Consider the following 21,833-nt stretch of genomic DNA (forward strand, 5'->3'; position numbering starts at 1 on the left):
GCCCGTCGGACAGAGTGCGCTCGACGCGAGCCCGGAGCCCCCAGCATGCCCAAGATCACCTACGTCGACCACGCCGGGACGGAGCGGACCGTCGAAGGCAGCGTCGGCGCGACCGTGATGGAGACGGCTCTGCGCAACAACGTGCCGGGCATCGACGCGGAGTGCGGCGGCGCCTGCGCCTGCGCCACCTGCCACGTCTACGTCGCCGACGCGTGGATCGAGGTGGTCGGCAAGGCCCAGGACATGGAGCAGGACATGCTCGACTTCGCCAGCGACGTCCGCGAGAATTCCCGCCTGTCCTGCCAGATTAAGATCACCCCGGCGCTCGACGGACTCGTGGTGACGACGCCGTCCCAGCAGGGCTGACAGGCCCTCCGATCGCGGAGCGGCCGGGCCACGATGTCGCGGAGCGTCCCGATCCTCCCAGCCGCACCCTCATCCTGAGGCGCCGGAGCGCAGCGGAGGCCTCGCAGGAGCCCTCCAGTCAGCGCCGCGGTCCCTCGCGCCCGCCTTCGAGGCCCGCAGACGCGGGCACCTCAGGATGAGGCCGCGGATCGGCGCGACGAAGCCGGGGCATACCGAGCCTCACCGCACCAGCGCCCGGGCCGCCGCGTCGAGCCCGTCCAGGGTGAGGGGGAACATCCGGCCGGCGATCAGCCGCTGCATCATGCCGATCGACTGGGTGTAGCCCCAGTGCGTCTCGGGCACCGGGTTCAGCCACGCCGCCTTCGGGAAATGGTCGAGGAGCCGCTGCATCCAGACGGCGCCGGCCTCCGCGTTCCAGTGCTCCACCGAGCCGCCCGGCGTCGCGATCTCGTAGGGGCTCATCGAGGCGTCGCCCACGAAGACGAGCCGGTAGTCGCTGCCATAGGTGCGGATCACGTCGAGCAGCGGCGTCTGCGCCTCGTGCCGCCGCCGGTTCTCGGTCCAGACCGCCTCGTAGGGGCAGTTGTGGAAGTAGTAATGCGCGAGGTGCTTGAACTCCGAGCGCGCCGCCGAGAACAGCGCCTCCGCCTGCGCGATGTGCCAGTCCATCGAGCCGCCGACATCGAGGAACAGCAGCACCTTCACGGCATTGCGCCGCTCCGGCCGCAGCTTCACGTCGATATAGCCCTGGCGGGCGCTCGCCCGGATCGTGCCGTCGAGGTCGAGTTCCTCGGCCGCCCCCGTCCGGGCGAAGCGGCGCAGGCGCCGGAGGGCGAGGCGTAGGTTGCGCGCGCCGATCTCGCGGTCGTCGTCGAGATCCTTGAATTCCCGCTTGTCCCAGACCTTCACCGCCCGGAAGTTGCGGTTCCCGTCCTGGCCGATCCGGATCCCCTCGGGGTTGTAGCCGTAGGCGCCGAAGGGCGACGTCCCGCCGGTGCCGATCCATTTCGAGCCGCCCTGGTGGCGCCCCTTCTGCTCGGCGAGCCGCTGCTTCAGGGTCTCGAACAGCGTGTCCCAGCCGAGCGCCTTCAACTCCGCCTTCTCGGCCTCGGTCAGGTACTTCTCGGTGAGCTTGCGTAGCCACTCCTCGGGGATCGCCGCGGGCTCGACCGCCTCGCCGAGGGTCTGAAGCCCCTTGAACACCGTGCCGAACACCCGGTCGAACCGGTCGAGATGCGCCTCGTCCTTCACGAGCGCCGTCCGCGACAGGAAGTAGAACGCCTCGACATCGTGCCCGGCGAGGCCCCGGTCCAGGGCGCCGAGCAGGATGAGGTACTCCTTCAGGGAGACGGGGACCTTGGCGTCCCGGAGGGCCGTGAAGAACTGCAGCAGCATCCCGGGAGAACGCGCCAGCCGGGCGCCTGGGTCAAGCCCGCGCGAATCGGCCAAGGCCGCGCCGGGCGGCGCAGGACTTTCTGGGCCGGATTTCGAGTCTTCGGCGATGGTCGACAAGATTCATCGTCGTCGACGCGGCCGGATCTCGGGCCGAAGCGAGTCTCTCCGGGCCGATGGGACTCATAACCTGGGTATAAGTTGTCGAATCTGTTGATATGTGCCCGGACAAGCCTCGCCCGGTCACTCATTCGGTCATGGGAATCGCTCAACTCGGGGCATCGAGTGTGTGCGGACGCGGCGACGCGGTCCGGACCGGACTGGCGAGGAGACCTGCGATGGCGGTCATCCTGCGGAATCTGACGGAATTCAAGCGGTTTCTCGGGAAGCCGGGGGCGACGATTCAGCTGGTGCGCAACACCTTCATGGATCGCCAGCCGGAGGCGACCCGGGACGCGTATCGCGACAAGGGCATGTATGCCCCTCGGGCGGTGCAGGCCCTGTCGCGCAAGGCGGCGGTCTTCACCCTGCGCGGCTATCCCGGCACGGTCTGGCTCTACTGGGACAAGGGCGCCCGCGGCTGGCGCTTCTCCGGCGACACCGTGACGGTGCCCCTGGTCACCGGCCTCGGGCCGGCGGACGAGCTGGTCTACCGGTGCAGCTTCGCCGACGGGTTCGAGCCGGCGCCGCGCAGCCGCGTGACGCGGCGGCCCAAGCACGAGGACGCGCAGCCCGCCCTGATCTGACGGCATCCGCGGCTTGCGCGCACCGGCCCGCTTCAGGCCATGCCGGCCGCCGCGGCGGCGCGTGCCGCCCGCGTGAGTCCGGACGCGACCTTGTACTCCGTCGGCGTCTGCCCGAAGCGCTCCTTGAAGCGGCGGGAGAAGTGCGCCTGGCTGGCGAACCCGCATTGATACGCGATCAGGCCGACCGGCACGACGCCGTTGACCGGATCGGCCAGCTTCGCGTGCGCCAATTGCAGACGGCGCTCCCACATCCAGTCCATCAGTGCGATGTTCTCCGCGCTGGCCACCTCCTGAAGCCGGCGGACCGAGATATTGAGCGCGGCCGCGACATCGTTGATCGACAGGCCCTCGACGCCGATATGGTCGATGATGAAAGCCCGCGCCCGGCTCAGGATCGCGGCGCCGCCCAGGGACCGGGGCGCGTCGGACTCCACTTTCTCCGCAAAGCCGGCCGCGATGAGTTGGACGGCAATCGCAGCCACGCGCGCCTGGCAGGCCGGATCGAGGGTTGCGCCGTGCTTGATCAGCGCGGACAGGTACGAGACGATGATAGGAAAGCTGGTCTGCGTCGCGTCGATCGACAATCCCGTCAGGCACCGGGCCGGCCCCATCGCCAGCTCCAGCACGGCCCGCGGGATGAAGACATTGATGATATCCAAGCCTTCAGGATGGGCACCCAGGAAGGGCTGAGTGTTGTCCAGGAGCGAGATCCCGCCGGTACTGGATCGATGGTATTGACCGTGATCCAGATTGAAGGTCCGCTCCGACGCCAGGATGACGAGATAGAAATCGTTATCCGACGACCGGATGTGAGACCGCGTCCGGACCATGGCGTGGGGCGATCCGACGTAGTGCGCGATCGTGAGGTTGTCGACGGTCAGAGTGTTCAACGCGGCGCGAAAGTTCTTTCGGTCCAGATCCACGAACTCGAAACTGCCGAACATGGTTCGGCATGCCTCAACCCAGTAATCGAAACGTGTCTGGAGCGGCACCGCGTCCGTGTTCATCCGCACGGTCGCGTATTCTGATATGTCCCGATCACCGCCGACCCGCGGAAATCGGCCGTCCCCCTCATACATCGCGACCTCGCTCGACGCCGCACGCACGGATCGGCGGGAAGACCCGGATGGCGAGCCGGTCTTGCGCCGCCGGTTGAACGTTACGTGACGCGCAGAACATCAGGAGACCGCTTTTAGCCATCACGGGCTTCACCTCGCATCAGACGCGCACCGGTCGAATGCCGCAATCCTACATGGCGAAATCTTGAGCCAATCTCACCTGCAATCGCACCGCGCCCTCAGAGGCACCTGCGGGCGAAGACAAAATTCGCAGAGATCGAATCGATGTCAGCCAAACAAAGAATTACTTAGGCAAATATTCCGTAATATCGTATTTGAACACGCGACCCCTAGCAGCACGCACTACAGACTTCACGCGAAAAAAATTTGGCGCCGCTTTCTGTTCGAATCAATCGCGTCGAAAGATTTCGACGTCTCCTGCGCCTGCCGGCCGCCGCCGCAGCACGACTTGGCTGAAGCTGGGAAGCGGCCGGCGTTGGACGTGGCAGGACCCGCAACCGGGCCTGGGACAGCCACGCAGTCGTGATCCTGACCTTGGTCGGGCGGCGGAATCGGCGCGCTCTCCGGTTCCGCAGACGGACAACGGACGCACCACCGCGGCAGCGCCCCGCTGGTTCGGCAGGGCTGCGGCTCACGCCTCCTGTCATGCCTCCTGTCACGCCTCCTGTCATGCCTCCTGTCACGCCTCCTGGCCGGCCGCCTCCTGGCGCTCGGGCTCGCGCTTGGCCGGCGGCTTGCCCAGAGCCTTGCCCACCGTGCGGCGGGCACGGAAGATCGGCTTCGCCTCGTTCTCGCGCTTCTTCAGCAGGGTCCGGTACTCGTCGCGCCGCTCGTGGATCGACGCGATGACGAGCCCCATCGGGACGCCGACATCGACCAGCACGGCCTCCGAGAGCTGCAGGGAGGCCTCGATCGTCTCCGGCACCGCGTCGTCGACGCCGAGTTCGTAGAGGGACGACGCGTGACGGGCGTCGCGGGCACGGGCCACGATGGTCAGGTCCGGCCGCTCGGCCCGGGCCGCCACCACCGCCGCCTCGACGGCGCGCGGGTTGTCCAGGGTGACGACCAGGGCCCGGGCCGTGGCGATGTCGCAGCGGCGCAGCATCTCGGTGCTGCCGCTGTCGCCGAAATAGACCGGCGCCCCGGCGCGGCGCTGCTCGGCCACCCGCGCGGCGTCGGAATCGAGGGCGAGGTACGGGATCTGGTGCCGCTCCAGCATCTCGCCGACCTGCCGGCCGACGCGGCCGAAGCCCGCGACGATCACCCGGTTGTCCACCCGCTCCGGCACCGGCTCGGCCTTGGCGGCGGCCTGGGCGCTGGCCGTCGCCCGCATCTTGAGCCGCCGGCCGACGGCGGCGAGCGCCGGGATCATGATCATGGTGACGGTGGTCACCACGAGGGCGGCCGCGCCGACCTCCTCCGGCACGAGCCCGGTGGCCATGGCGCCGCCGATCAGCACGTAGGCGAACTCGCCGCCCGGCCCGAGCAGCAGCGCCGTCTCCAGCGCCACGGGCCGGGGGATCTTCAGGACCGGAGCCGCCATCATCACCACGGCGGCCTTGATCAGGACCAGCGCCAGGGACAATCCGAGGATCGCGCCGGGACTCGCCATGAGCTGGGCCGGGTCCAGGTTCATGCCCACCGAGACGAAGAACACGCCGAGCAGGAGGCCCTTGAACGGGTCGATCGTCGCCTCGATCGCCCGGCGGTACTCGGTCTCGGCCAGCAGAAGGCCGGCCACGAAGGCGCCGAGCGTCATCGACAGGCCGCTCGCCGCCGCGGTGAGCGCCGTGCCGACGATGACCAGCAGGCAGGCGGCCATGAACAGCTCGGTGGAGCGCGTGCGCGCCACCAGCTGGAACAGCGGGCGCAGGGCGAGGCGGCCCGCCACCACGATCAGGACCAGCGCGATCGCCGCCTGCCCGAGCGCCATGGCCAGCGCCCAGCCCTTGTCGCCGCCGTCGTCGCGGCCGAGCACCGCGATGGCGAACAGGACCGGCGCCACCGCCAGATCCTGGAACAGCAGGACCGCGAAGCTGGTGCGGCCGGTGGGCGCGTTCAGCCGCTTCTGCTCGGCCAGCACCGGCAGCACCACGGCGGTGGAGGACAGGGCGAGGCCGATGCCGACGATCGCCGCGCCGGTGAGCGGCACGCCGAGCCCGTACAGGATCGCCCCGAGGATCAGCGCGGAGCAGCCCACCTGCAGGGAGCCGAGGCCGAAGACCAGCCGGCGCAGCACCCGCAGGCGCTCCCAGGACAGCTCGATCCCGATCATGAACATCAGGAAGATCACGCCGAATTCAGCGAGGTGCGCGATCTCGGCCCGGTTGCCGATGGTGAAGAGGTGAACGGAGGGATAGGTGTCGGCCAGCCGGCCGAGGCCGAAGGGTCCGAGCAGGGCGCCGGCGCCGATGAAGCCGAGCACCGGCGAGATCCGCAGGCGGTGGAACAGCGGCACCACGATGCCCGCTGTGACGAGGAACAGGATCGCTTCCTTGTAGGAGCCGGCATGGACCTCTGGCATCGGCGGCGGATCGAACCTCGTCTCTCGGGGCTGCGGGGGGACGCCGATCACGGCTTCGCGATCATGGGTCGTCGCCGTGCTGCGGGCAACCGCTTTCAGGCCGGGAACGGGCCGGCGCAGGTGCGCTCCGACACAAGCCGGATACATCGATCGGGTGAGACATTTCCGCCACCGGGGCGATGCTGCGGGCGATCACCCGGTGGATGTGTACGGCGGGTGTGTGCAACGCGGCTCAAAATCGGCACAATGGGCACATACACGCCTGAGTTAACCGGGGGTTAAGCTCGGCCGGGCCCTGCCCGGAACTGGACCGGATGGATGCGACGAGGCCGATGATCTCCATCAAATCGATATTCTCCGGTCCGACAGCGCCCCCCAGCCGCGATCGCGAGCGCGAGAAGCGCGAGTGGAAGCTTGAGTCGGACCGCTGGCGCCACCAGCGCCACGTCGAGAAGGGCTACCGCATCAAGTGGGGCTACGTGGCAATCGCGTACCTCGTCGAGTTCATGGTGATCGGCGCCTCGCTCTGGGGCGCGTGGCTGTTCGCAGGCGTCTACAGCGACGGCGACTGGCACGCCTTCTACTTCATGCTGCTGGCGCCCCTGGTCTACGCCGCGGTGGAGCTGTGCCGGGTGCCGCTGGGCATCCTGGCGCGCACCCAGCGCTCGCATTTCGTGCGCGGGCTGGCGGTGCTGGGCATCATCTTCGCGGCGGGCGTGACCACCAAGTCGGTGTCGCAGCTCGGCGAGATGATGTTCCATCCCCGCCTGATGGAGGCGGCCCGGACCAAGACGGCCCTGAAGGACGCCCAGGCCGACCGTGCGACGATCGGCGACCGCATCAAGGCGGCGGACGAACGCGTGGCCCAGTACACGGCCGAGCTCGACCAGATCGAGAAGCGTTCCGCCGACAACGCCCAGCAGCTCGCCGGCCTGCCGGCCCAGCGCTGCGAGCGGGTCTTCGGCACCAACAGCAAGGGCCGGAAGTACCAGAACCTGAAATGCGTGGCCGATCCGCGGGTCGCCGCCCTGTCGCAGGGTGTCGCCAAGGCGTCCGCCGACCGCGCCGGGATGATCAAGGACCTGGAGGAGGCCCGCAAGGCCCGCGCCGCCCTCGATCCCGGCGCCGCCGACCGGCGCGTGGCCGATGCCGAGCAGGGCTACCGCAACGCGGTCAACCGCTCGCAGCTCCATTCCTTCACCGCCATGGTCTACGGCGTCGACCCGATCGACGTGACCGAGAGCCAGGTCCACGCCTTCCTGCGGATCTTCGTATTCCTGCCCGCGGTCTGCGCCGCCTTCGCGTCGACGATCCTGGCCCTCTGCGCGGTCTCGACCCGCCGGACCTTCATGGACGAGGACGACCTCGGCGCCGCCGTGAACCCGGAAGCGGCGCCGTACATGCTCGACGCGATCGCCGACGCCCTGCGTTCGAACCCTGAGCCGATCCTGCCGCGGGCCGCCAACGCCTCGGGGGCGGTGATCCCGATGAACCGCCCGGCGCAAGGCCAGCAGGCGCTGCCCAACCAGGCCCATCCGGGCCAGACCCTCCCTGCCGCTGGAGCCGGCGCATGAACTACGTCGCGAGCGGGACCCCCGAGAATATCGCCCTCGCCCAGCAGGTGAATTCCCGCCTGCGGGCGGATTCGAGCTACGTCGCCGCCCGGGCCTTCCTGTTCCGGGCGCTGGGTTTCGGCGCCTTCGCGTGCCTCGCCGGGATCGGCATCGGGGCGGCGGCCTATGGCTGGGCGACGCTCAACCAGTTCGACACCGCGGCGGAGAAGATCGCCGCCGCCATGCAGGCCGCCCTCTCGGACGTGACCCTGAAGACCAAGGGCGAAGTCACGCTGACCGACAACGTCTTGAAGCTCGAAGGCCTGCCCAAGGCATCCGCGTCGCCGACCCCCACCAAGGCGCAGCTCGGCAGCGACGCGGCCCCGGCCTCGAAGGCGACGGTGAACACCACCTTCACGGTGTTCAAGCAGGTGCCCTATCTCGACGGGCAGATCGTGACCGGCTGGAACTTCAAGGACAGCGCCGACCAGCCCTACCAGCAATATTGCTACTTCTCCCGCCGCACGGCCGAGGCGAAGGGGCAGGTCGAGATCAAGATCGACCTCGCCATGGACGGCAAGACCCTGCCGCAGCCGCAGAAGTCGGACGTGAACCTGGAGATCCTGGCCCGGAACTGCGTCTGGCACGAGAAGGGCTGACCAGGTCCCGAGGTTGAGCTCGGATCTCCACCCTCATCCTGAGGTGCCGGAGCGCAGCGGAGGTCTCGGAAGTGGCCTCCATCCGGCCGCGCGTTCCCCAAAAGCCTTCCTGCGGGGCTCGCTGACGCGGGCCTCGCAGAATGCGGACGCGGGTCGGATCCGGCGCCGCGCTTGCGGCCCGGCTGCGCGCCGCGTTACCCCTGGGCTCAAGCCCCTCTCTCCGAGACCGCGATGCGCTTTTCCGGAACCGAGACCTACGTCGCGACCCCCGACCTCACCGCGGCGGTCAACGCCGCGGTGGTGCTGGAACGCCCGCTCCTGGTGAAGGGCGAGCCCGGCACCGGCAAGACGGTGCTGGCCGAGGAGATCGCCAGGGGACTCGGTGCGCCGCTGATCGTCTGGAACATCAAGTCGACCACCAAGGCGCAGCAGGGTCTCTACGAGTACGACGCGGTCTCGCGCCTGCGCGACTCCCAGCTCGGCGATCCCCGGGTCTCGGAGATCGGGAACTACATCCGGCGCGGCAAGCTCTGGGAGGCGTTCACCGCGCCCGAGCGCCCGGTCCTGCTGATCGACGAGATCGACAAGGCCGATATCGAGTTCCCCAACGACCTCCTCACCGAACTCGACCGGATGGAGTTCCACGTCTACGAGACCGGCGAGACCGTCAAAGCCGTGCGCCGGCCGATCGTGATCATCACGTCGAACAACGAGAAAGAGCTGCCGGACGCCTTCCTGCGCCGCTGCTTCTTCCACTACATCAAGTTCCCCGACGCCGAGACGCTGCAGCGCATCGTCGACGTCCACTATCCGGGCATCAAGCACCGCCTCGTCGAGGAGGCCCTGCGGACCTTCCTGGCGATGCGCGAGGTGCCGGGCCTGAAAAAGAAGCCCTCGACCTCGGAACTGCTCGACTGGCTGAAGCTCCTCGTCTCCGAGGACATCGCCCCCGAGACCCTGCGCGAGCAGGACAGCCGCAAGCTGATCCCGCCCCTGCACGGGGCGCTCCTGAAGAACGAGCAGGATGTCAGCCTCTTCGAGAAGCTGGCCTTCATGATGCGCCGGGACCAGCGCGGCGGCTGAATTCGCGTGAAGACCCGAGGACTCCCGCCAGAGGAGCCCGGGACAGGGACGGAGCGTGCGGCATGGGCGAGATCGCGATCGTCGGCGGCGGCGTGATGGGGCACGGCATCGCCCTGGTGCTGGCGCTCGGCGGCCACGGCGTGCGGATCACCGACACGTCACCGGAGACCCGCGCGCGGGTGCCCGGCCTGATGGAATCGGCGCTGGCCACCCTGCAGGAGGCAGGGGCCGCGCCCGCGGGCTGGGATGCCGGGCGACTGGCACGGGCCGTCCGGGTCGAGGCGACGCTGGACGCGGCGGTGGCGGGCGCCGGCCTCGTCATCGAGGCGATCACCGAGAATCCGGAGGCCAAGCGCGCCCTGTTCGCCGAGCTCGACCGGCTCTGCCCGGCCGACGTGATCCTCGCCAGCAACACCAGCTATCTCGACGTGTTCCCGCTGATCCCGGAGGCCCGGCAGGCGCGGGCGCTGATCCTGCACTGGTACACGCCGCCCTACATCGTCGACCTCGTCGACGTGGTCCCGGGGCCCGGCACGGATCCGGCGGTGGTCGCCGCCATGGCCGACCTCGTGCGCGGCCTCGGGCAGGTCCCGATCGTGCTGAAGCGCTTCATTCCCGGCTACATCGCCAACCGCATCCAGCAGGCGATCAGCGCCGAGGTGTTCCGGCTCCTCGACGAGGACGTCGCCGCGCCGCGGGACATCGACGAGGCGATCATCCACGGGCTCTCCTTGCGCATCCCGATCCTCGGCCACCTCGCCAAGGCCGACTTCACCGGCCTGGAACTGACGCAGCGCGCGCTGGCCAACGGCAGCTACGCGCCGCCGCCGCCGCGCACCCGCTCCGAGACCCTCGACGCCCTCTGCGCCGCGGGCCGGACCGGGGTGATGGCGGGGCGCGGCTATTTCGACTGGGGCGGCCGGGCGCCCGCGGAGCTGTTCCGCGAGCGCGACCGCAAGCTCCTGGCGCTCAAGGCGGCGATGGCCGGGATCGGCCGGATGGAGGGATCATGATCGGAGCGGACCTGTCCGGACGGCGCGTCCTCGTCACCGGAGCCTCGTCGGGCATCGGGCTGGCGACCGTCGAGATCTTCGCCCGGAACGGCGCCGCGGTGGCGCTGAACCACCTGCCCGACGATCCCCGCGGTCCCGCCGAGGCCGCGCGACTTGCCGGGACGGGGCTCTCGGTGCTCGCGCTGCCCGGGGATGTGTCGCGGGCGGGCGAGGCCGAGGCGATGGTGGCGGCCGGGATCGACCGGCTCGGCGGCCTCGACGTGCTCGTCAACAATGCCGGAACGTCGGGCACGACCACGCCCATCGCCTTCGAGGATCTCGACGCGATGAGTGAGGATTTTTGGGCCACGATCCTGGCGACCAACCTCCTCGGGCCGTTCCGCTGCGCCCGGGCCGCGGCCGCGACCCTCAAGGCGAGCCGGGGCGCCATCGTCAACACCGCCTCGGTGGCCGGGCTCGGGCGGCGGGGCTCCTCGGTGGCCTACGCGGCCAGCAAGGCCGGGCTGATCAACCTGACCCGCAGCCTCGCCCGGGCGCTGGCGCCCGACGTGCGGGTCAACGCGGTGGCGCCGGGCCTCGTGGCCACGCCCTGGACCGAGCCCTGGTCGGAGGCACGCAAGGCCTCGACGGTGGAGCGCACGATGCTCGGCCGCATGGCCCGGCCGGAGGACATCGCCGAGACGATCTTCTTCCTCGCGGCGGGGGCGGCCTACATCACCGGCGAGACGATCACGGTCGACGGCGGGGCGATCTGAGCCCGGGGAGGATACGATGTCGAGCACCACCGTCATCACCTGTGCCCTCACGGGCTCCTTCGACACGCCGAAGAAGAACCCGGCCGTGCCGGTGAGCCCGAAAGCCATCGCCGAGTCGGCCCTCGAGGCCGCCGCCGCCGGGGCCGCGGTGGTCCACATCCACGTCCGCGATCCCGAGACCGCCGCGCCCAGCATGGAGTTGGCCCATTACCGCGAGGTGGTGGAACGGATCCGCGACCAGAACGACAGCGTGATCCTCAACCTGACCACGGGGGCGGGGGGCCGGTTCGTGCCCGGCGATCCCGATCCGGCCGTCGCCGGCCCGGGCACCACCTTCGTGAGCCCGGAAGCCCGCACCCGGCACGTGGCGGCACTCACACCCGAGATCTGCACCCTCGACGTCGCCACGATGAATTTCGGCGAGCACCTGTTCCTCAACACCCCCGGCCACCTGCGGGCGATGGCGGGTCACATCCGGGCGGCGGGGGTGAAGCCGGAGATCGAGGTGTTCGATCTCGGCCAGATCGAGCTGGCCCGGCACCTGATCGCCGAGGGGCATCTGGCCCGCCCGCCGCTGTTCCAGATCTGCCTCGGCATTCCCTGGGGAGCGCCGGCGACACCGGAAGCCCTGGTGGCGATGCGCGCCCGGCTGCCGGAGGACGCGGTCTGGTCGGCCTTCGGCATCGGCCGGGAGGAGTTCCCGATCCTCGCGGTCGCCGCCGGCATGGGCGGCAACGTCCGCGTCGGGCTGGAGGACAACCTGTACCTGTCCCGCGGCACGCTCGCGCCGAGCAACGCCGCGCTGGTGGAGAAGGCCGTGAGCCTGCTGGCCCATATCGACCGTGCGCCGGCCACGCCCGATCAGGCGCGGGCGATCTTCGGGCTGGCGCCGCGGGGCGGTTGAGAGTCCGGTCGCCGCCGCTCACCCGTCATCACGTGCGCAGCGAAGACGGGGTGGCGCCTCGGAGAAGCGAATGCCCGTCCGCGATCACCGAAGCGTCGTCGCGGGCGGGGAAGGCGGCCCCTGACGGAACGCCCGCATCCTCACGCGTTGCCGTATCGACCGCGATCCCCCCCGGATAGTCTGCACCCTGAGAAGAACCGAGCGGCGATCAACGCCGCCGCGTTCGGACAAACAGGGAGAGAGACATGACGGTCCGCCACCACGTCGCGCGACTGCTCGGGAGCTTGTGCGCGCTCGGCGCCGGCGCCGCCTTCGCGGCCGACCTCGTCCCGGTGAAGATCGGCGTCCTGAACGACCGCTCGGGCGTCTACTTCGATTCCACCGGCGAGGGCTCGGTGGTGGCCGCCCGCATGGCGGTCGAGGACTTCAAGCCGGAGGCGCAGGGGTTGAAGGTCGAGGTCGTCTCCGCCGACCACCAGAACAAGCCCGATGTCGGCGCCTCCGTCACCCGGCAATGGTACGACCGCGACGGCGTCGACGCGGTGTTCGACGTGCCGACCTCCTCGGTGGCGCTCGCCATCGCGCAGATCACCAAGGAGAAGAACAAGGCCTTCATCAACTCGGGGGGCGGCACAGCCGACCTCACCGGCCCGGCCTGCACGCCCAACACCGTGCACTGGACCTACGACACGGCGGCGCTCGCCAACGGCACCGGCAAGGCGATGCTCAAGCGCGGCGGCAAGACCTGGTACTTCATCACAGCCGACTACGCCTTCGGCCTCGCCCTGGAGCGCGACACCAAGGCCGTGGTGGAGAAGAACGGCGGCACGGTCGTCGGCGGCGTGCGCACGCCCTTCCCGAACCCGGACTTCTCCTCGTTCCTCCTCCAGGCCCAGGCCTCGGGGGCGCAGGTGATCGGGCTCGCCGATGCCGGCCTCGACGCCGCCAACGCCATCAAGCAGGCGCACGAGTTCGGCATCCGCCAGGGCGGCCAGAAGATCGCCGCCCTGCTGATCGCCATCACCGACATCCACTCGCTGGGCCTGGAGGTGGCGCAGGGGCTCGACTTCACGGCCTCGTTCTACTGGGACCTCAACGACGGCACCCGCGCCTTCGCGGAGCGGTTCGAGAAGCGCATGCCCGGCAAGAAGCCGACCTCGTACCAGGCGGGCGTCTACGCCAGCACGCTGCACTACCTGAAGGCGGTGGCGGCCCTGCATTCGGCCAAGGACGGCGCCGCCGTGGTGGCCAAGATGAAGGAGATGCCCACCGACGACCCGCTGTTCGGCAAGGGGACGATCCGGCCGGACGGGCGCAAGATCCACCCGATGTACCTGTTCGAGGCCAAGGCGCCCTCCGAGTCGAAGGGCGCGTGGGACCTCTACAAGGTGCTGGAGACGATCCCCGCCGAGCAGGCCTTCCGCCCGATGAGCGAGGGCGGCTGCCCGATGGTGGCCGGCATGACCGCGAAGTAGGGGCCCGAGCTATCCCACCAAACCCCTCAGCCTGAGGTGCCGCGCAGCGGCCGCGAAGGAGGGCTCCAGGGATCGCGGCGGTATCGGGAGGGCTCCTTCGAGGCTTCCGCTTCGCTCCAGCACCTCAGGATGAGGGCGGGGGTCGGATGAGCGCCTCTCACGCCGCCCCGATCCGGTCGAGCGCCGCCATGGCCTCCTCCGGCAGGCTGAGCTCCGCCGCCGCGAGGTTCTCGCGCAGGTGGCCGAGGGACGACGTCCCCGGGATCAGCAGGATGTTGGGCGACCGGCGCAGCAGCCACGCGAGCGCCACCTGCATCGGCGTCGCGCCGAGCCCGGCGGCCACCTCCGACAGGGTGCCCGATTGCAGCGGGCTGAACCCGCCCAGCGGGAAGAACGGCACGTAGGCGGTGCCGGAAGCCGCGAGGGCGTCGATGAAGGCGTCGTCGCCCCGGTGGGCGAGATTGTACTGGTTCTGCACGCAGACGATGTCGGTGATCCGGCGCCCGTCCGCGACCTGACGCGGCGTGGCGTTGCTCAGGCCGATCCGGCGGATCAGCCCCCGGCGCTGGAGATCGGCCAGCACGGTGAGCGGCGCCTCGACCGGGCCCTCCGCCGGCCCGTGGACGTCGAACATCAGGCGCAGGTTGACCACGTCGAGGGCCTCGACGCCGAGGTTGCGCAGGTTGTCGTGGACCGCCTGCGTCAGCTCCGCGGCCGAGAAGGCCGGGTTCCACGAGGCGTCGGCCCCGCGCTTCGCGCCGACCTTGGTGACGATCACGAGGTCGTCCGGGTAGGGGTGCAGCGCCTCGCGGATGATCTGGTTGGTGACGTGCGGCCCGTAGAAGTCGCTGGTGTCGATGTGGTCGACGCCCGCGGCGACGGCCGCGCGCAGCACCGCGATGGCGGCGGCGCGGTCCCTGGGCGGCCCGAACACGCCCGGCCCGGCGAGTTGCATGGCCCCGTAGCCGAGCCGCTTCACCCTGCGGTCGCCGAGTTGGAACGTGCCGGCCTGCGCGATGTCGGTCATGACGGATCTCCTGTTCGCGTCCCGGATGTAGACGCCAGCGATTCGACAGATAAGCGGTGACAATCGGCACGGGCTGTGCGGATCTTCGAACAATGACCCAGGATCTCACGGACCTCGCCGCCTTCGTGACCGTGGCGCGGGCCGGCGGCTTCCGCGAGGCCGCCCGCGCCGGGGGCGGGAGCGCGTCGCGCCTCAGCGAGGCGGTGCGCCGGCTGGAGACGGGGCTCGGCGTGCGCCTCCTGAACCGCACCACCCGCAGCGTCGCGCCCACCGAGGCGGGCATGCGCCTGCTGGAGCGGCTCGGCCCGGCTTTGGCCGAGGTGGAATCCGCCCTCGACGTGGTGAACGGGTTCCGCGACCGGCCGGCCGGGACGCTGCGGCTCAACGTGCCGCTGAGCGCGGCGCGGCTCGTGCTGCCGGCCCTCGTGCCGCCCTTCCTGGCGGCCTACCCGGAGATCCGCCTGGAGGTGGTCGTCGAGGACGGGTTCGTCGACGTGCTGGCGGCGGGCTGCGACGCCGGGATCCGCTACGACGAGCGGCTGGAGCAGGACATGATCGCCGTGCCGATCGGCCCGCGGCGGCAGCGCTTCGCCACCGCCGCGTCCCCGGCCTATCTCGACCGGCGCGGCCGGCCGGAGCATCCGCGCGACCTCCTCGCCCATGCCTGCCTGCTCGGCCGGTTCCCGAGCGGCGCCCTGACGGCGCCCTGGGAGTTCGAGCGCGACGGCGACATCGTCCGGGTGGACCCGTCCGGGCCGCTGATCGTGCGGGTCGCCGCCAGCGACCTCGCGGTGGAAGCCGCGGTCGCGGGTACCGGGATCGTCCACCTTTTCGAGGACTGGCTGCGCCCGCAGCTCGCGAGCGGCGCCCTGGAGCCGGTGCTGGAACCCTGGTGGCAGGTCTTCTCCGGCCCGTTCCTCTACTATCCGGGCCGGCGGCTCTTGCCGGCGCCCCTGCGCGCCTTCGTGGATTTCGTCGGCGCGCAGGCGTCGCGCGCTAGAACCGGAGGGTGAAGGTGCCCTTCACGGCCTGATCCTGGGCGCGGGCGCCGGTCTGGCCGGTATAGGCCACACCCAGGCTCGCGTTCGGCGCCACCGCCAGATCGAGCCCGACCTGCGCCACCAGCGCGTCCCGGTCGATCGGCACGCCCGCGCTCAGGAAGGCCGGGCCCGTGCCGAACCGCAGCAGGGCCGTCGGCACCACGTCGCCGAAGGCCCGCCGGTAGCCGACCAGACCCCGCAGCGTCACCGGAAGACCCAACCCCAGCTCCAGGCCCGTCTGCGCCCGCACCCCCACGGTCGCCGCGCCCAGATCGTAGTCCCGCGCGACGCTCGCCAGCGCCGCCGCGCCCCCGGTCTCCGCGAAGGCGTCCCGCCGGATGCCGACATACGCCCCGCCGACGAACGGCTCGACGTAGGAGGCCGCCGGCGGCACCGGCACCGCGACGCCGTCCCTCGACACCAGAGCCGCCGGAGCCGGCTGGCCGAGCGCGATCCTCCAGCCGATCTCGCCGAAGCCCTGCACCGTATAGCCGCCGCCATGGCCGCTCAGCGTGTCCGACAGCCCGTACAGCACCGCCCGCCGGGTGCGCGTGTCGGTCCCGGCGTAGAGCGCTCCCAGCCGCACCGACAACGGCCCGACCTCATAGCCGCCATACAGGCCGCCGAAGCCGCTCTTGAGCGTGGCGCTCTCCGCCCGGCTCGTGCCGCCCGTCCGGCCGGCGCTGTCGAGATACGCCTCCGTGTAGCCGCCGACCACGCCGACGCGCAGCCCGTTCGACACGCGGACATCCGCGCCCGCCGCGAAGCCGGCGATCTGCCGGTCGAGGTTGAACGCGTTGCCGCCGCCCTCGGCCGTGCCGAAGGCGCCGAAGCCCTGGCCCCAGAGCCCGAACACCTGCGGGTCGAGCGTCCGCACCGGCACGCCCGCCACCACCGGCTGGCGCCCCGGCAGGTCGGCCGCGTAGGCGGCCGGCAGGGTGCCGTAATCGAGGCCGGTGCCGGGGCTGCCCCAGCGCAGGCGGTCGAGCACCGCCTCGCGCACGAAGAACGCGGTCTCGTAGGCGGTGGACACGGTGCCGGCGTGGATGTCGCCCGCCAGCGCCCGGAAGGCGTTGCCGGCCTCGGCCGTGGTGAAGGCGACCGCCGCGTCGAAGAGCCGGCCCGGGCCGGCCGCCTGGACGGCGTTGGCCGCCGCCATGCCGTTGCGGCTGGTGGCTGACGCGGCGAACGGCACGTCGTTGCGGGTGAGGGTCAGGTCGACCGCGTCGGTCCGGTAGCGCAGGCCCGGGCTGAGGAAGGCGAGGTTCGCGGTCACGCCGGCGAACTGGCCCGAGACGCCGCCGGCGGCGGAGAGGATCGTGTAGGTGGTGCGCGGGTTGTAGGCGCCCGAGGCGGCCAGCACCTGGACGGTGCCGCCCGACAGGGTGGCGCTGCCGGTGGCGGCGATGCGGTCGGCCTGGCCGGCGGCGTTGGCCTCGACCCGGTAGGTCGAGCCGGCCGCGAAGGCGGCATTGCCGGCGACGGTGAGCGTGCCGATGGAATTGCCGGGAGACACGGTGCCCCCCGAGAGCGCGCCGATCCCGCCCACCGTGCCGGAGCCGCCGAGCTCCGCCCCCGGCAGCACCGACACGACCGAGTTGGCGAGGGAGCCGTTCACCGCGAGCCGCCCGGCCTGAACCGTGGTGGCGCCGCTCAGCGTGCTGAGGCCGGTGAGCGTGAGGGTGCCTGAATTGGTCTTGGACAGGGTCCCGGAGCCCGAGATGGCGTTGGGCAGCGTCCCGTCGACGGATTGATCGACCACGAGGGCCGCGTTGTCGACGATCGCGCCCGTGCCGAAGGCGCCGGCATGGCCGACCAGCGTCCCGCCGCCGATCGTCGTGCCGCCCGCGTAGGTGTTGGCGCCGGCCAGCACCAGGGTGCCGCTGCCGAGCTTCTCGAGGCTGCCCGCGCCGCCGATATCGTTGCGCCACACATCGTAGGCCGAGAAGCCGCCCTTGGCCGCATCCTGGGTGACGCTGACGGGACCGTTGAAGGCCCCGTAGCCGTCGGCGGCGGCGAACAGGTTGATGCGGTCGTAGCCCAGGCCGTTGTCGAGGAACCCGCCGGAGGGCAGCTCGGTGGTGGCGATCACGTCGCGGCGCTGCGCCGCCGTGAGGTAGGGGAAGCGCGTCGCGAGCAGCGCCTCGGCGCCCGTCGGGACCACCGGCGGCAGATTGGTGGGTCCGACCGAGGGGAGACCGTAGGTGAGGCGCGCCGTGTAGGCGGCCTTGTTGCGCGCAGAATCGGAGAAGCGGTCGGTGGCGGGATCGACCGCGGCGTGGGCGCACCGTTCCACCGGCCCGCCGCAGGCCTGGCTCAGGTAGCTCTGGGCCTGCGCGACGGCGTCCGCCAGCAGGGTCGCGTTGGCCGGGTCGTTGAGCGCCCGGATGGCGAAGTAGGTCGCCAGCACGCGGCCGCCGATCACGTCGGTGGGCGAGTGCATCCCCGCCTCGATGCGGTTGTCACCGAGCTCGCTGGCGCGGGTGAGCAGTTCCTGGAACCGCTGCGGGACCGCGTAGGCCAGGGCGAGGGCCGAGAGGTAGGCGGCGTTGGTGTGGCCGCTCGGGAAGCCGCCATCCGTCGCGGGCGTCGGGCTCTTCTCCGGCACGAGGGAGGGCGGCACGACGAAGCCAAGGCTCTCGCCGTTCAGGCTCTGCCGCCACGGGCGCGGGTAGCTGTAGGCGTCCTTGGCCGGGCTGGTGGAGGCGTTGGTCCGGAACACGTTGACCAGCTGCACGACCTTCCCGAGGGGCGACGTCGTCACGCCGGCGCCGGTGCCCTGGTCGACATACTGGACGCGGGACGTGGTCGCGTCGAAGGCCGGGATCGTGGTGGTCGCCCCGGACCCCGCCAGATAGGCCTGGGTCAGCGGGCCGAGGCCGTCGATGACGCTGTAGCTCTGGTTGCGGCGGTCGTCGTAATAGGCGGCGACCTCCTGCGCGAGAGTCCGCTCCCGCGCCCGCTCGGCGACGATCTGGATGTTGCGCAGCAGGAGGGGCGCCCCGAGGGCCGTGGGCGATCCGGTGTCGTAGGTCCGTCCGGGGATCCAGATCCGCCCGAAGCCCGACAGGATGTCGACGCCGTTGCCCGCACCGGGCGTCTGTGCCTGGGCGCCCGAACCGAGCATCGCGACCGCCAGAGCGGCGATTGAGACCCCATATCCCCGTTTCATGATGCGCTCCCCGACACCGCCCCGTCCGGCCGGTCGCGCGCCCCATATCCAAGATCATCGATAGAAAATCGTCATATTTCGTTCAAAATCTGACGTCTTCTTGATTCGTATCCTCAGAGCAACACTCTGTAAGTCGGCTTATTTTTGGAGCCTGCACGAATATAACCGGATTTAGTCTATCGCAATATTCGTCAAGAACTGGGTTTCGGCCTTCGATTGCCGCGCACGTGCGGCCGCACCTGAACAGCCGCGCCCGAGGCCGGACGCGGTTGCAGGGGTCGGGGCCAGGCGGGGCAGGGGAGGCGGCCCGGATTGCGCCCGGGCGGATCCGGCGCCGAAGCGACCCGGCGGGATGCCGTGCGAATCGCCCGGCGGCGCGTGCGGATGCCGCCGGGACCGGCGGCCGGGCCTACTTCGGCAGTTCGAACACCGTGAGCTGCCCGCCCGGCGCCGTGTATTGCGACAGGGCCGCGTAGCCGCCGACCGCCCCCGAACCGTCGGCGGGATCGGTGAGCCCGGCCGCCAGACCGATCCCGGCCCAGCCGCCGACCCCGGAGAGCACCGCCACGTACTGCTTCCCGTCGTGCAGGTAGGTGGTGACATTGCCGACGATGCCGGACGGCGTCTTAAACCGGTAGAGCTCGTGCCCGTCCCGGGCATCGACCGCCTTCAGGTAGCCCTCCAGCGTGCCGTAGAAGACCACGTTGCCGGCGGTGGCCAGCGCCCCCGACCAGACCGAGAAGGCTTCCGGGATCGTCCAGGCGATCCGGCCCTTGGCGCCGTCCCAGGCGATGAACGCCCCGGTCCGGTCCGAGCCCTCCGGCGGGTGCAGGGTGAGCGTCGCGCCGACATAGGGCTGGCCGGGCGTGTAGGTGACCCGGAACGCCTCGTAATCCATGCACATGTGATTGGTCGGCACGTAGAACAGCCGGGTCAGGGGCGAGTAGGCCGCGGGCTGCTGGTTCTTGGCGCCCAGCGCCCCGGGGCAGATGTTCTTGGTCACCTCCTCCTCGTCGGCCTCCCCGGGCGCGTAGCGCTTGTCGACCACCGGCCGGCCGTAATCGGGGGCGGCGGGGTCCATCACGATCCGGCTGGCCCAGTTGACCGTGGGATCGAACTTCTCCGCCACCAGCACTTCGCCCGTTGCGCGGTCGAGCGTGTAGCCGAAGCCGTTCCGGTCGAAATGGGTCAGCACCTTGCGCGACCGGCCGGCGATCACCTGCTCGGTGAGGATCATCTCGTTGACGCCGTCATAGTCCCACTGGTCGTGGGGGGTCATCTGGTAGACCCAGCGGGCCATGCCCGTGTCGGCGTCGCGGGCGATGATCGCCATGGACCAGCGGTTGTCGCCGGGGCGCTGGGACGGGTTCCAGGTCGCGGGGTTGCCGGTGCCGTAATAGACGAGGTTCAGGTCGGGATCGTAGGAGAACCAGCCCCAGCTGCAGGCGCCGCCGGTCCGCCATTGGTCGCCCTCCCAGCTCGTCAGAGAGGAATCCTTGCCGATCGGGCGCCCGAGTTCGGTCGTCGTCTCCGGATCGACCAGCATGTCGGCATCGGGCCCGGTGGCGTAGGCGCGCCAGAGGCGCCGGCCCGTCGCCTGATCGTAGGCGGTGACGTGGCAGCGCGCCCCGTACTCGCCCCCCGCGAGCCCCACGATGAGCTTGCCGTGGACCGGCAGGACCGTAGCGGTGTTGGTCTCGCCCCGGCCCGGATCGCCGTTCTTCACCGACCACAGCACCCGGCCGGTCTCGGGGTCGAGGGCGACCACGGTGGTGTCGGCCAGCTGCAGGAACAGCCGCCCGTCCGCGTAGGCCAGCCCGCGGGAGACCGTGTCGCAGCACATGACGGCGATGACGCCGGCCTCCTGCCGGGGGGCGTAGCGCCACAGGATTCGGCCGTCATGGTCGAGGTCGAGGGCGTAGACCACGTTGGGGAAGGGCGTGTGCACGATCATCACGTGCCCGACCACGATCGGCGCGCCCTCGTGGCCGCGCAGGACGCCGGTGGAGAAGGTCCAGGCGACCTTCAGGCGCCCGACATTGCCGGCGTCGATCTGGGCGAGATCCGAATAGCGGGTGTTGGCGTAGTCCAGGGTCTGGAGGACCGGCGCGGGTCCGGCCGAGGCCGCGCCGGCGAGGCCGGCGAGCGGCAGGGCCGCGAGGAGGGAAGCGCGCATCCTGAAAATCCTCCCGCCGCGCGGTCGCCGGCGCACCGGATCCCGCCCGGACCGCCTCACATCCGCTGCTGGACGATGGTCTCGGCCTGGGGATCCGGCTCGTGGCCGGCCGTGCGGAGCATCGGCACCACCTCGGCCGCCTCACGGGCGACGAGGTAGCTCAGGTCGAGGCCCTCGCGGATGAAGCCGTGGCCGCGCATGTGCTCGAACAGGGCGAGCAGCGGCGCCCAGAACTCCGCCACCGAGACCAGCACCACCGGCTTCCGGTGCCGCCCGAGCTGCGCCCAGGTCAGCTGCTCGACCAGCTCTTCCAGGGTGCCGATGCCGCCCGGCAGGGTCACGAAGGCATCCGAGTGCTCGAACATCAGGCGCTTGCGGGTGTGCATGTCGGGCACCACCACGGTCTCCTGGACGTCCGCCAGCATGTGCTCCCGCGCCTGGAGGAAATCCGGGATGATGCCGGTGACGTGGCCGCCGGCGGCGAGCGCCGCCCGGGCGACCGTTCCCATCAGGCCGACATCGCCGCCGCCGTAGACGAGGCGCATCCCCGCCTGCGCGAGCGCGGTCCCGAGGACCTCCGCGGCCTCGCGGAAGGCCGGGTCGCGGCCGAAGCCGGAGCCGCAATAGACACAGACTGTCCTCACCGGGGCCATCCGGCGCCCTCCTCGCGCGTCCGTTGCGAGCCGTCCAGAACACGCCCCGCGCCCGGCACTCCACGCGCCAAACTGCTGAATTCGCGGGGGATTCGCCCGCCTGGACGGCGGGACGGCTTGGTGTCAGGACCATGTACGGTATTATGGGCGGCGCCGTCGACGGTTTTCGCGCGGGGCGGCCCGACGGGCGGCGGCAGGATCAGGGGAGGCCTTCGT

17 protein-coding genes are annotated in these 21,833 nt (G+C 70.7%); 10 read left to right on the forward strand and 7 right to left on the reverse strand.

The features are described from left to right. Positions 1 to 45: 45 nt before the first annotated feature. Positions 46 to 366 carry a 2Fe-2S iron-sulfur cluster-binding protein gene (locus tag A3862_RS21590; protein ID WP_043347410.1) on the forward strand — a complete coding sequence of 107 codons (321 nt, stop codon included), beginning with the start codon at positions 46 to 48 and terminating at the stop codon, positions 364 to 366. 219 nt (positions 367 to 585) lie between these two features. Here A3862_RS21590 and A3862_RS21600 read toward each other — a convergent pair whose 3' ends face one another. Then, a complete protein-coding gene (locus A3862_RS21600; protein WP_043757158.1) occupies positions 586 to 1,761 on the reverse strand; it encodes a vWA domain-containing protein in 1,176 nt (391 codons plus the stop codon). Between the two features lie 335 nt (positions 1,762 to 2,096). On the opposite strand from A3862_RS21600, the gene A3862_RS21605 reads away from it, so the two are divergent. Next, the gene (locus tag A3862_RS21605) at positions 2,097 to 2,504 is read left to right on the forward strand and encodes a hypothetical protein (protein ID WP_043347415.1); all 408 of its coding nucleotides are present in this window, start codon (positions 2,097 to 2,099) and stop codon (positions 2,502 to 2,504) included. A gap of 32 nt (positions 2,505 to 2,536) precedes the next feature. On the opposite strand, the gene A3862_RS21610 is transcribed toward A3862_RS21605, so the two are convergent. Next, complete coding sequence (locus A3862_RS21610) at positions 2,537 to 3,511, reverse strand: helix-turn-helix domain-containing protein (RefSeq protein WP_236962128.1); 975 nt, start codon at positions 3,509 to 3,511, stop codon at positions 2,537 to 2,539. Positions 3,512 to 4,262: 751 nt separating this feature from the next. Beyond that, positions 4,263 to 6,107, reverse strand: a complete 1,845-nt coding sequence (locus tag A3862_RS21615) for a cation:proton antiporter domain-containing protein (RefSeq protein WP_043347418.1) — start codon at positions 6,105 to 6,107, stop codon at positions 4,263 to 4,265. Positions 6,108 to 6,421: 314 nt separating this feature from the next. Here A3862_RS21615 and A3862_RS21620 point away from each other — a divergent pair, with 314 nt between their 5' ends. The 7 genes from A3862_RS21620 (at position 6,422) to A3862_RS21650 (ending at position 13,549) form a co-directional block, all read left to right on the forward strand. Next, on the forward strand, positions 6,422 to 7,681 hold the full coding sequence (locus tag A3862_RS21620) for a hypothetical protein (protein ID WP_043347420.1): 1,260 nt from the start codon (positions 6,422 to 6,424) through the stop codon (positions 7,679 to 7,681). Then, the gene (locus A3862_RS21625; RefSeq protein WP_043347422.1) at positions 7,678 to 8,319 is read left to right on the forward strand and encodes a hypothetical protein; all 642 of its coding nucleotides are present in this window, start codon (positions 7,678 to 7,680) and stop codon (positions 8,317 to 8,319) included. Before A3862_RS21620 ends, A3862_RS21625 begins: the two co-directional genes overlap by 4 nt. A gap of 231 nt (positions 8,320 to 8,550) precedes the next feature. After that, entirely contained in the window at positions 8,551 to 9,402 is an 852-nt protein-coding gene (locus A3862_RS21630; protein ID WP_043757156.1) for an AAA family ATPase, read from the forward strand. Between the two features lie 62 nt (positions 9,403 to 9,464). Then, positions 9,465 to 10,415 (forward strand): 3-hydroxyacyl-CoA dehydrogenase family protein, encoded by a 951-nt coding sequence (locus A3862_RS21635; protein ID WP_043757154.1) that lies wholly within the window; start codon positions 9,465 to 9,467, stop codon positions 10,413 to 10,415. Next, positions 10,412 to 11,170: an SDR family NAD(P)-dependent oxidoreductase gene (locus A3862_RS21640; protein ID WP_043347437.1), complete on the forward strand. Its 759-nt coding sequence runs from the start codon at positions 10,412 to 10,414 to the stop codon at positions 11,168 to 11,170. Before A3862_RS21635 ends, A3862_RS21640 begins: the two co-directional genes overlap by 4 nt. A gap of 16 nt (positions 11,171 to 11,186) precedes the next feature. Further along, a complete protein-coding gene (locus A3862_RS21645; RefSeq protein WP_043757151.1) occupies positions 11,187 to 12,074 on the forward strand; it encodes a 3-keto-5-aminohexanoate cleavage protein in 888 nt (295 codons plus the stop codon). 245 nt (positions 12,075 to 12,319) lie between these two features. Next, the gene (locus tag A3862_RS21650) at positions 12,320 to 13,549 is read left to right on the forward strand and encodes an ABC transporter substrate-binding protein (RefSeq protein ID WP_043347444.1); all 1,230 of its coding nucleotides are present in this window, start codon (positions 12,320 to 12,322) and stop codon (positions 13,547 to 13,549) included. A 157-nt stretch (positions 13,550 to 13,706) separates the two neighbouring features. Here A3862_RS21650 and A3862_RS21660 read toward each other — a convergent pair whose 3' ends face one another. After that, positions 13,707 to 14,576, reverse strand: coding sequence for an aldo/keto reductase family oxidoreductase (locus A3862_RS21660; protein ID WP_043757149.1), 870 nt, complete (start codon positions 14,574 to 14,576; stop codon positions 13,707 to 13,709). A 92-nt stretch (positions 14,577 to 14,668) separates the two neighbouring features. Between A3862_RS21660 and A3862_RS21665 the strand changes: the two genes are divergently transcribed. Next, positions 14,669 to 15,589 (forward strand): LysR family transcriptional regulator, encoded by a 921-nt coding sequence (locus A3862_RS21665; RefSeq protein WP_043757148.1) that lies wholly within the window; start codon positions 14,669 to 14,671, stop codon positions 15,587 to 15,589. Here A3862_RS21665 and A3862_RS21670 read toward each other — a convergent pair. The 3 genes from A3862_RS21670 to A3862_RS21680 form a co-directional block, all read right to left on the reverse strand. Further along, positions 15,573 to 18,788, reverse strand: coding sequence for an autotransporter domain-containing protein (locus A3862_RS21670; RefSeq protein ID WP_043757147.1), 3,216 nt, complete (start codon positions 18,786 to 18,788; stop codon positions 15,573 to 15,575). The genes A3862_RS21665 and A3862_RS21670 overlap by 17 nt on opposite strands. Positions 18,789 to 19,197: 409 nt before the next feature. Further along, a complete protein-coding gene (locus A3862_RS21675) occupies positions 19,198 to 20,964 on the reverse strand; it encodes a methanol/ethanol family PQQ-dependent dehydrogenase (RefSeq protein WP_043347454.1) in 1,767 nt (588 codons plus the stop codon). Between the two features lie 56 nt (positions 20,965 to 21,020). Continuing rightward, positions 21,021 to 21,617: a TIGR00730 family Rossman fold protein gene (locus A3862_RS21680; protein WP_043347456.1), complete on the reverse strand. Its 597-nt coding sequence runs from the start codon at positions 21,615 to 21,617 to the stop codon at positions 21,021 to 21,023. Positions 21,618 to 21,833 lie beyond the last annotated feature (216 nt).

The sequence above is a fragment of the Methylobacterium sp. XJLW genome (assembly GCF_003254375.1).
Lineage (GTDB): Bacteria > Pseudomonadota > Alphaproteobacteria > Rhizobiales > Beijerinckiaceae > Methylobacterium > Methylobacterium fujisawaense.

Excerpts from the sequence above, each read along its gene's own strand:
- A3862_RS21665 (WP_043757148.1), top strand. The coding sequence starts at position 14,669 with ATGACCCAGGATCTCACGGACCTCGCCGCCTTCGTGACCGTGGCGCGG.
- A3862_RS21610 (WP_236962128.1), bottom strand. The coding sequence starts at position 3,511 with ATGAACACGGACGCGGTGCCGCTCCAGACACGTTTCGATTACTGGGTT.
- A3862_RS21590 (WP_043347410.1), top strand. The coding sequence starts at position 46 with ATGCCCAAGATCACCTACGTCGACCACGCCGGGACGGAGCGGACCGTC.
- A3862_RS21635 (WP_043757154.1), top strand. The coding sequence starts at position 9,465 with ATGGGCGAGATCGCGATCGTCGGCGGCGGCGTGATGGGGCACGGCATC.
- A3862_RS21630 (WP_043757156.1), top strand. The coding sequence starts at position 8,551 with ATGCGCTTTTCCGGAACCGAGACCTACGTCGCGACCCCCGACCTCACC.
- A3862_RS21660 (WP_043757149.1), bottom strand. The coding sequence starts at position 14,576 with ATGACCGACATCGCGCAGGCCGGCACGTTCCAACTCGGCGACCGCAGG.
- A3862_RS21645 (WP_043757151.1), top strand. The coding sequence starts at position 11,187 with ATGTCGAGCACCACCGTCATCACCTGTGCCCTCACGGGCTCCTTCGAC.
- A3862_RS21650 (WP_043347444.1), top strand. The coding sequence starts at position 12,320 with ATGACGGTCCGCCACCACGTCGCGCGACTGCTCGGGAGCTTGTGCGCG.
- A3862_RS21675 (WP_043347454.1), bottom strand. The coding sequence starts at position 20,964 with ATGCGCGCTTCCCTCCTCGCGGCCCTGCCGCTCGCCGGCCTCGCCGGC.
- A3862_RS21605 (WP_043347415.1), top strand. The coding sequence starts at position 2,097 with ATGGCGGTCATCCTGCGGAATCTGACGGAATTCAAGCGGTTTCTCGGG.
- A3862_RS21600 (WP_043757158.1), bottom strand. The coding sequence starts at position 1,761 with ATGCTGCTGCAGTTCTTCACGGCCCTCCGGGACGCCAAGGTCCCCGTC.
- A3862_RS21670 (WP_043757147.1), bottom strand. The coding sequence starts at position 18,788 with ATGAAACGGGGATATGGGGTCTCAATCGCCGCTCTGGCGGTCGCGATG.
- A3862_RS21620 (WP_043347420.1), top strand. The coding sequence starts at position 6,422 with ATGGATGCGACGAGGCCGATGATCTCCATCAAATCGATATTCTCCGGT.
- A3862_RS21680 (WP_043347456.1), bottom strand. The coding sequence starts at position 21,617 with ATGGCCCCGGTGAGGACAGTCTGTGTCTATTGCGGCTCCGGCTTCGGC.
- A3862_RS21625 (WP_043347422.1), top strand. The coding sequence starts at position 7,678 with ATGAACTACGTCGCGAGCGGGACCCCCGAGAATATCGCCCTCGCCCAG.
- A3862_RS21615 (WP_043347418.1), bottom strand. The coding sequence starts at position 6,107 with ATGCCAGAGGTCCATGCCGGCTCCTACAAGGAAGCGATCCTGTTCCTC.
- A3862_RS21640 (WP_043347437.1), top strand. The coding sequence starts at position 10,412 with ATGATCGGAGCGGACCTGTCCGGACGGCGCGTCCTCGTCACCGGAGCC.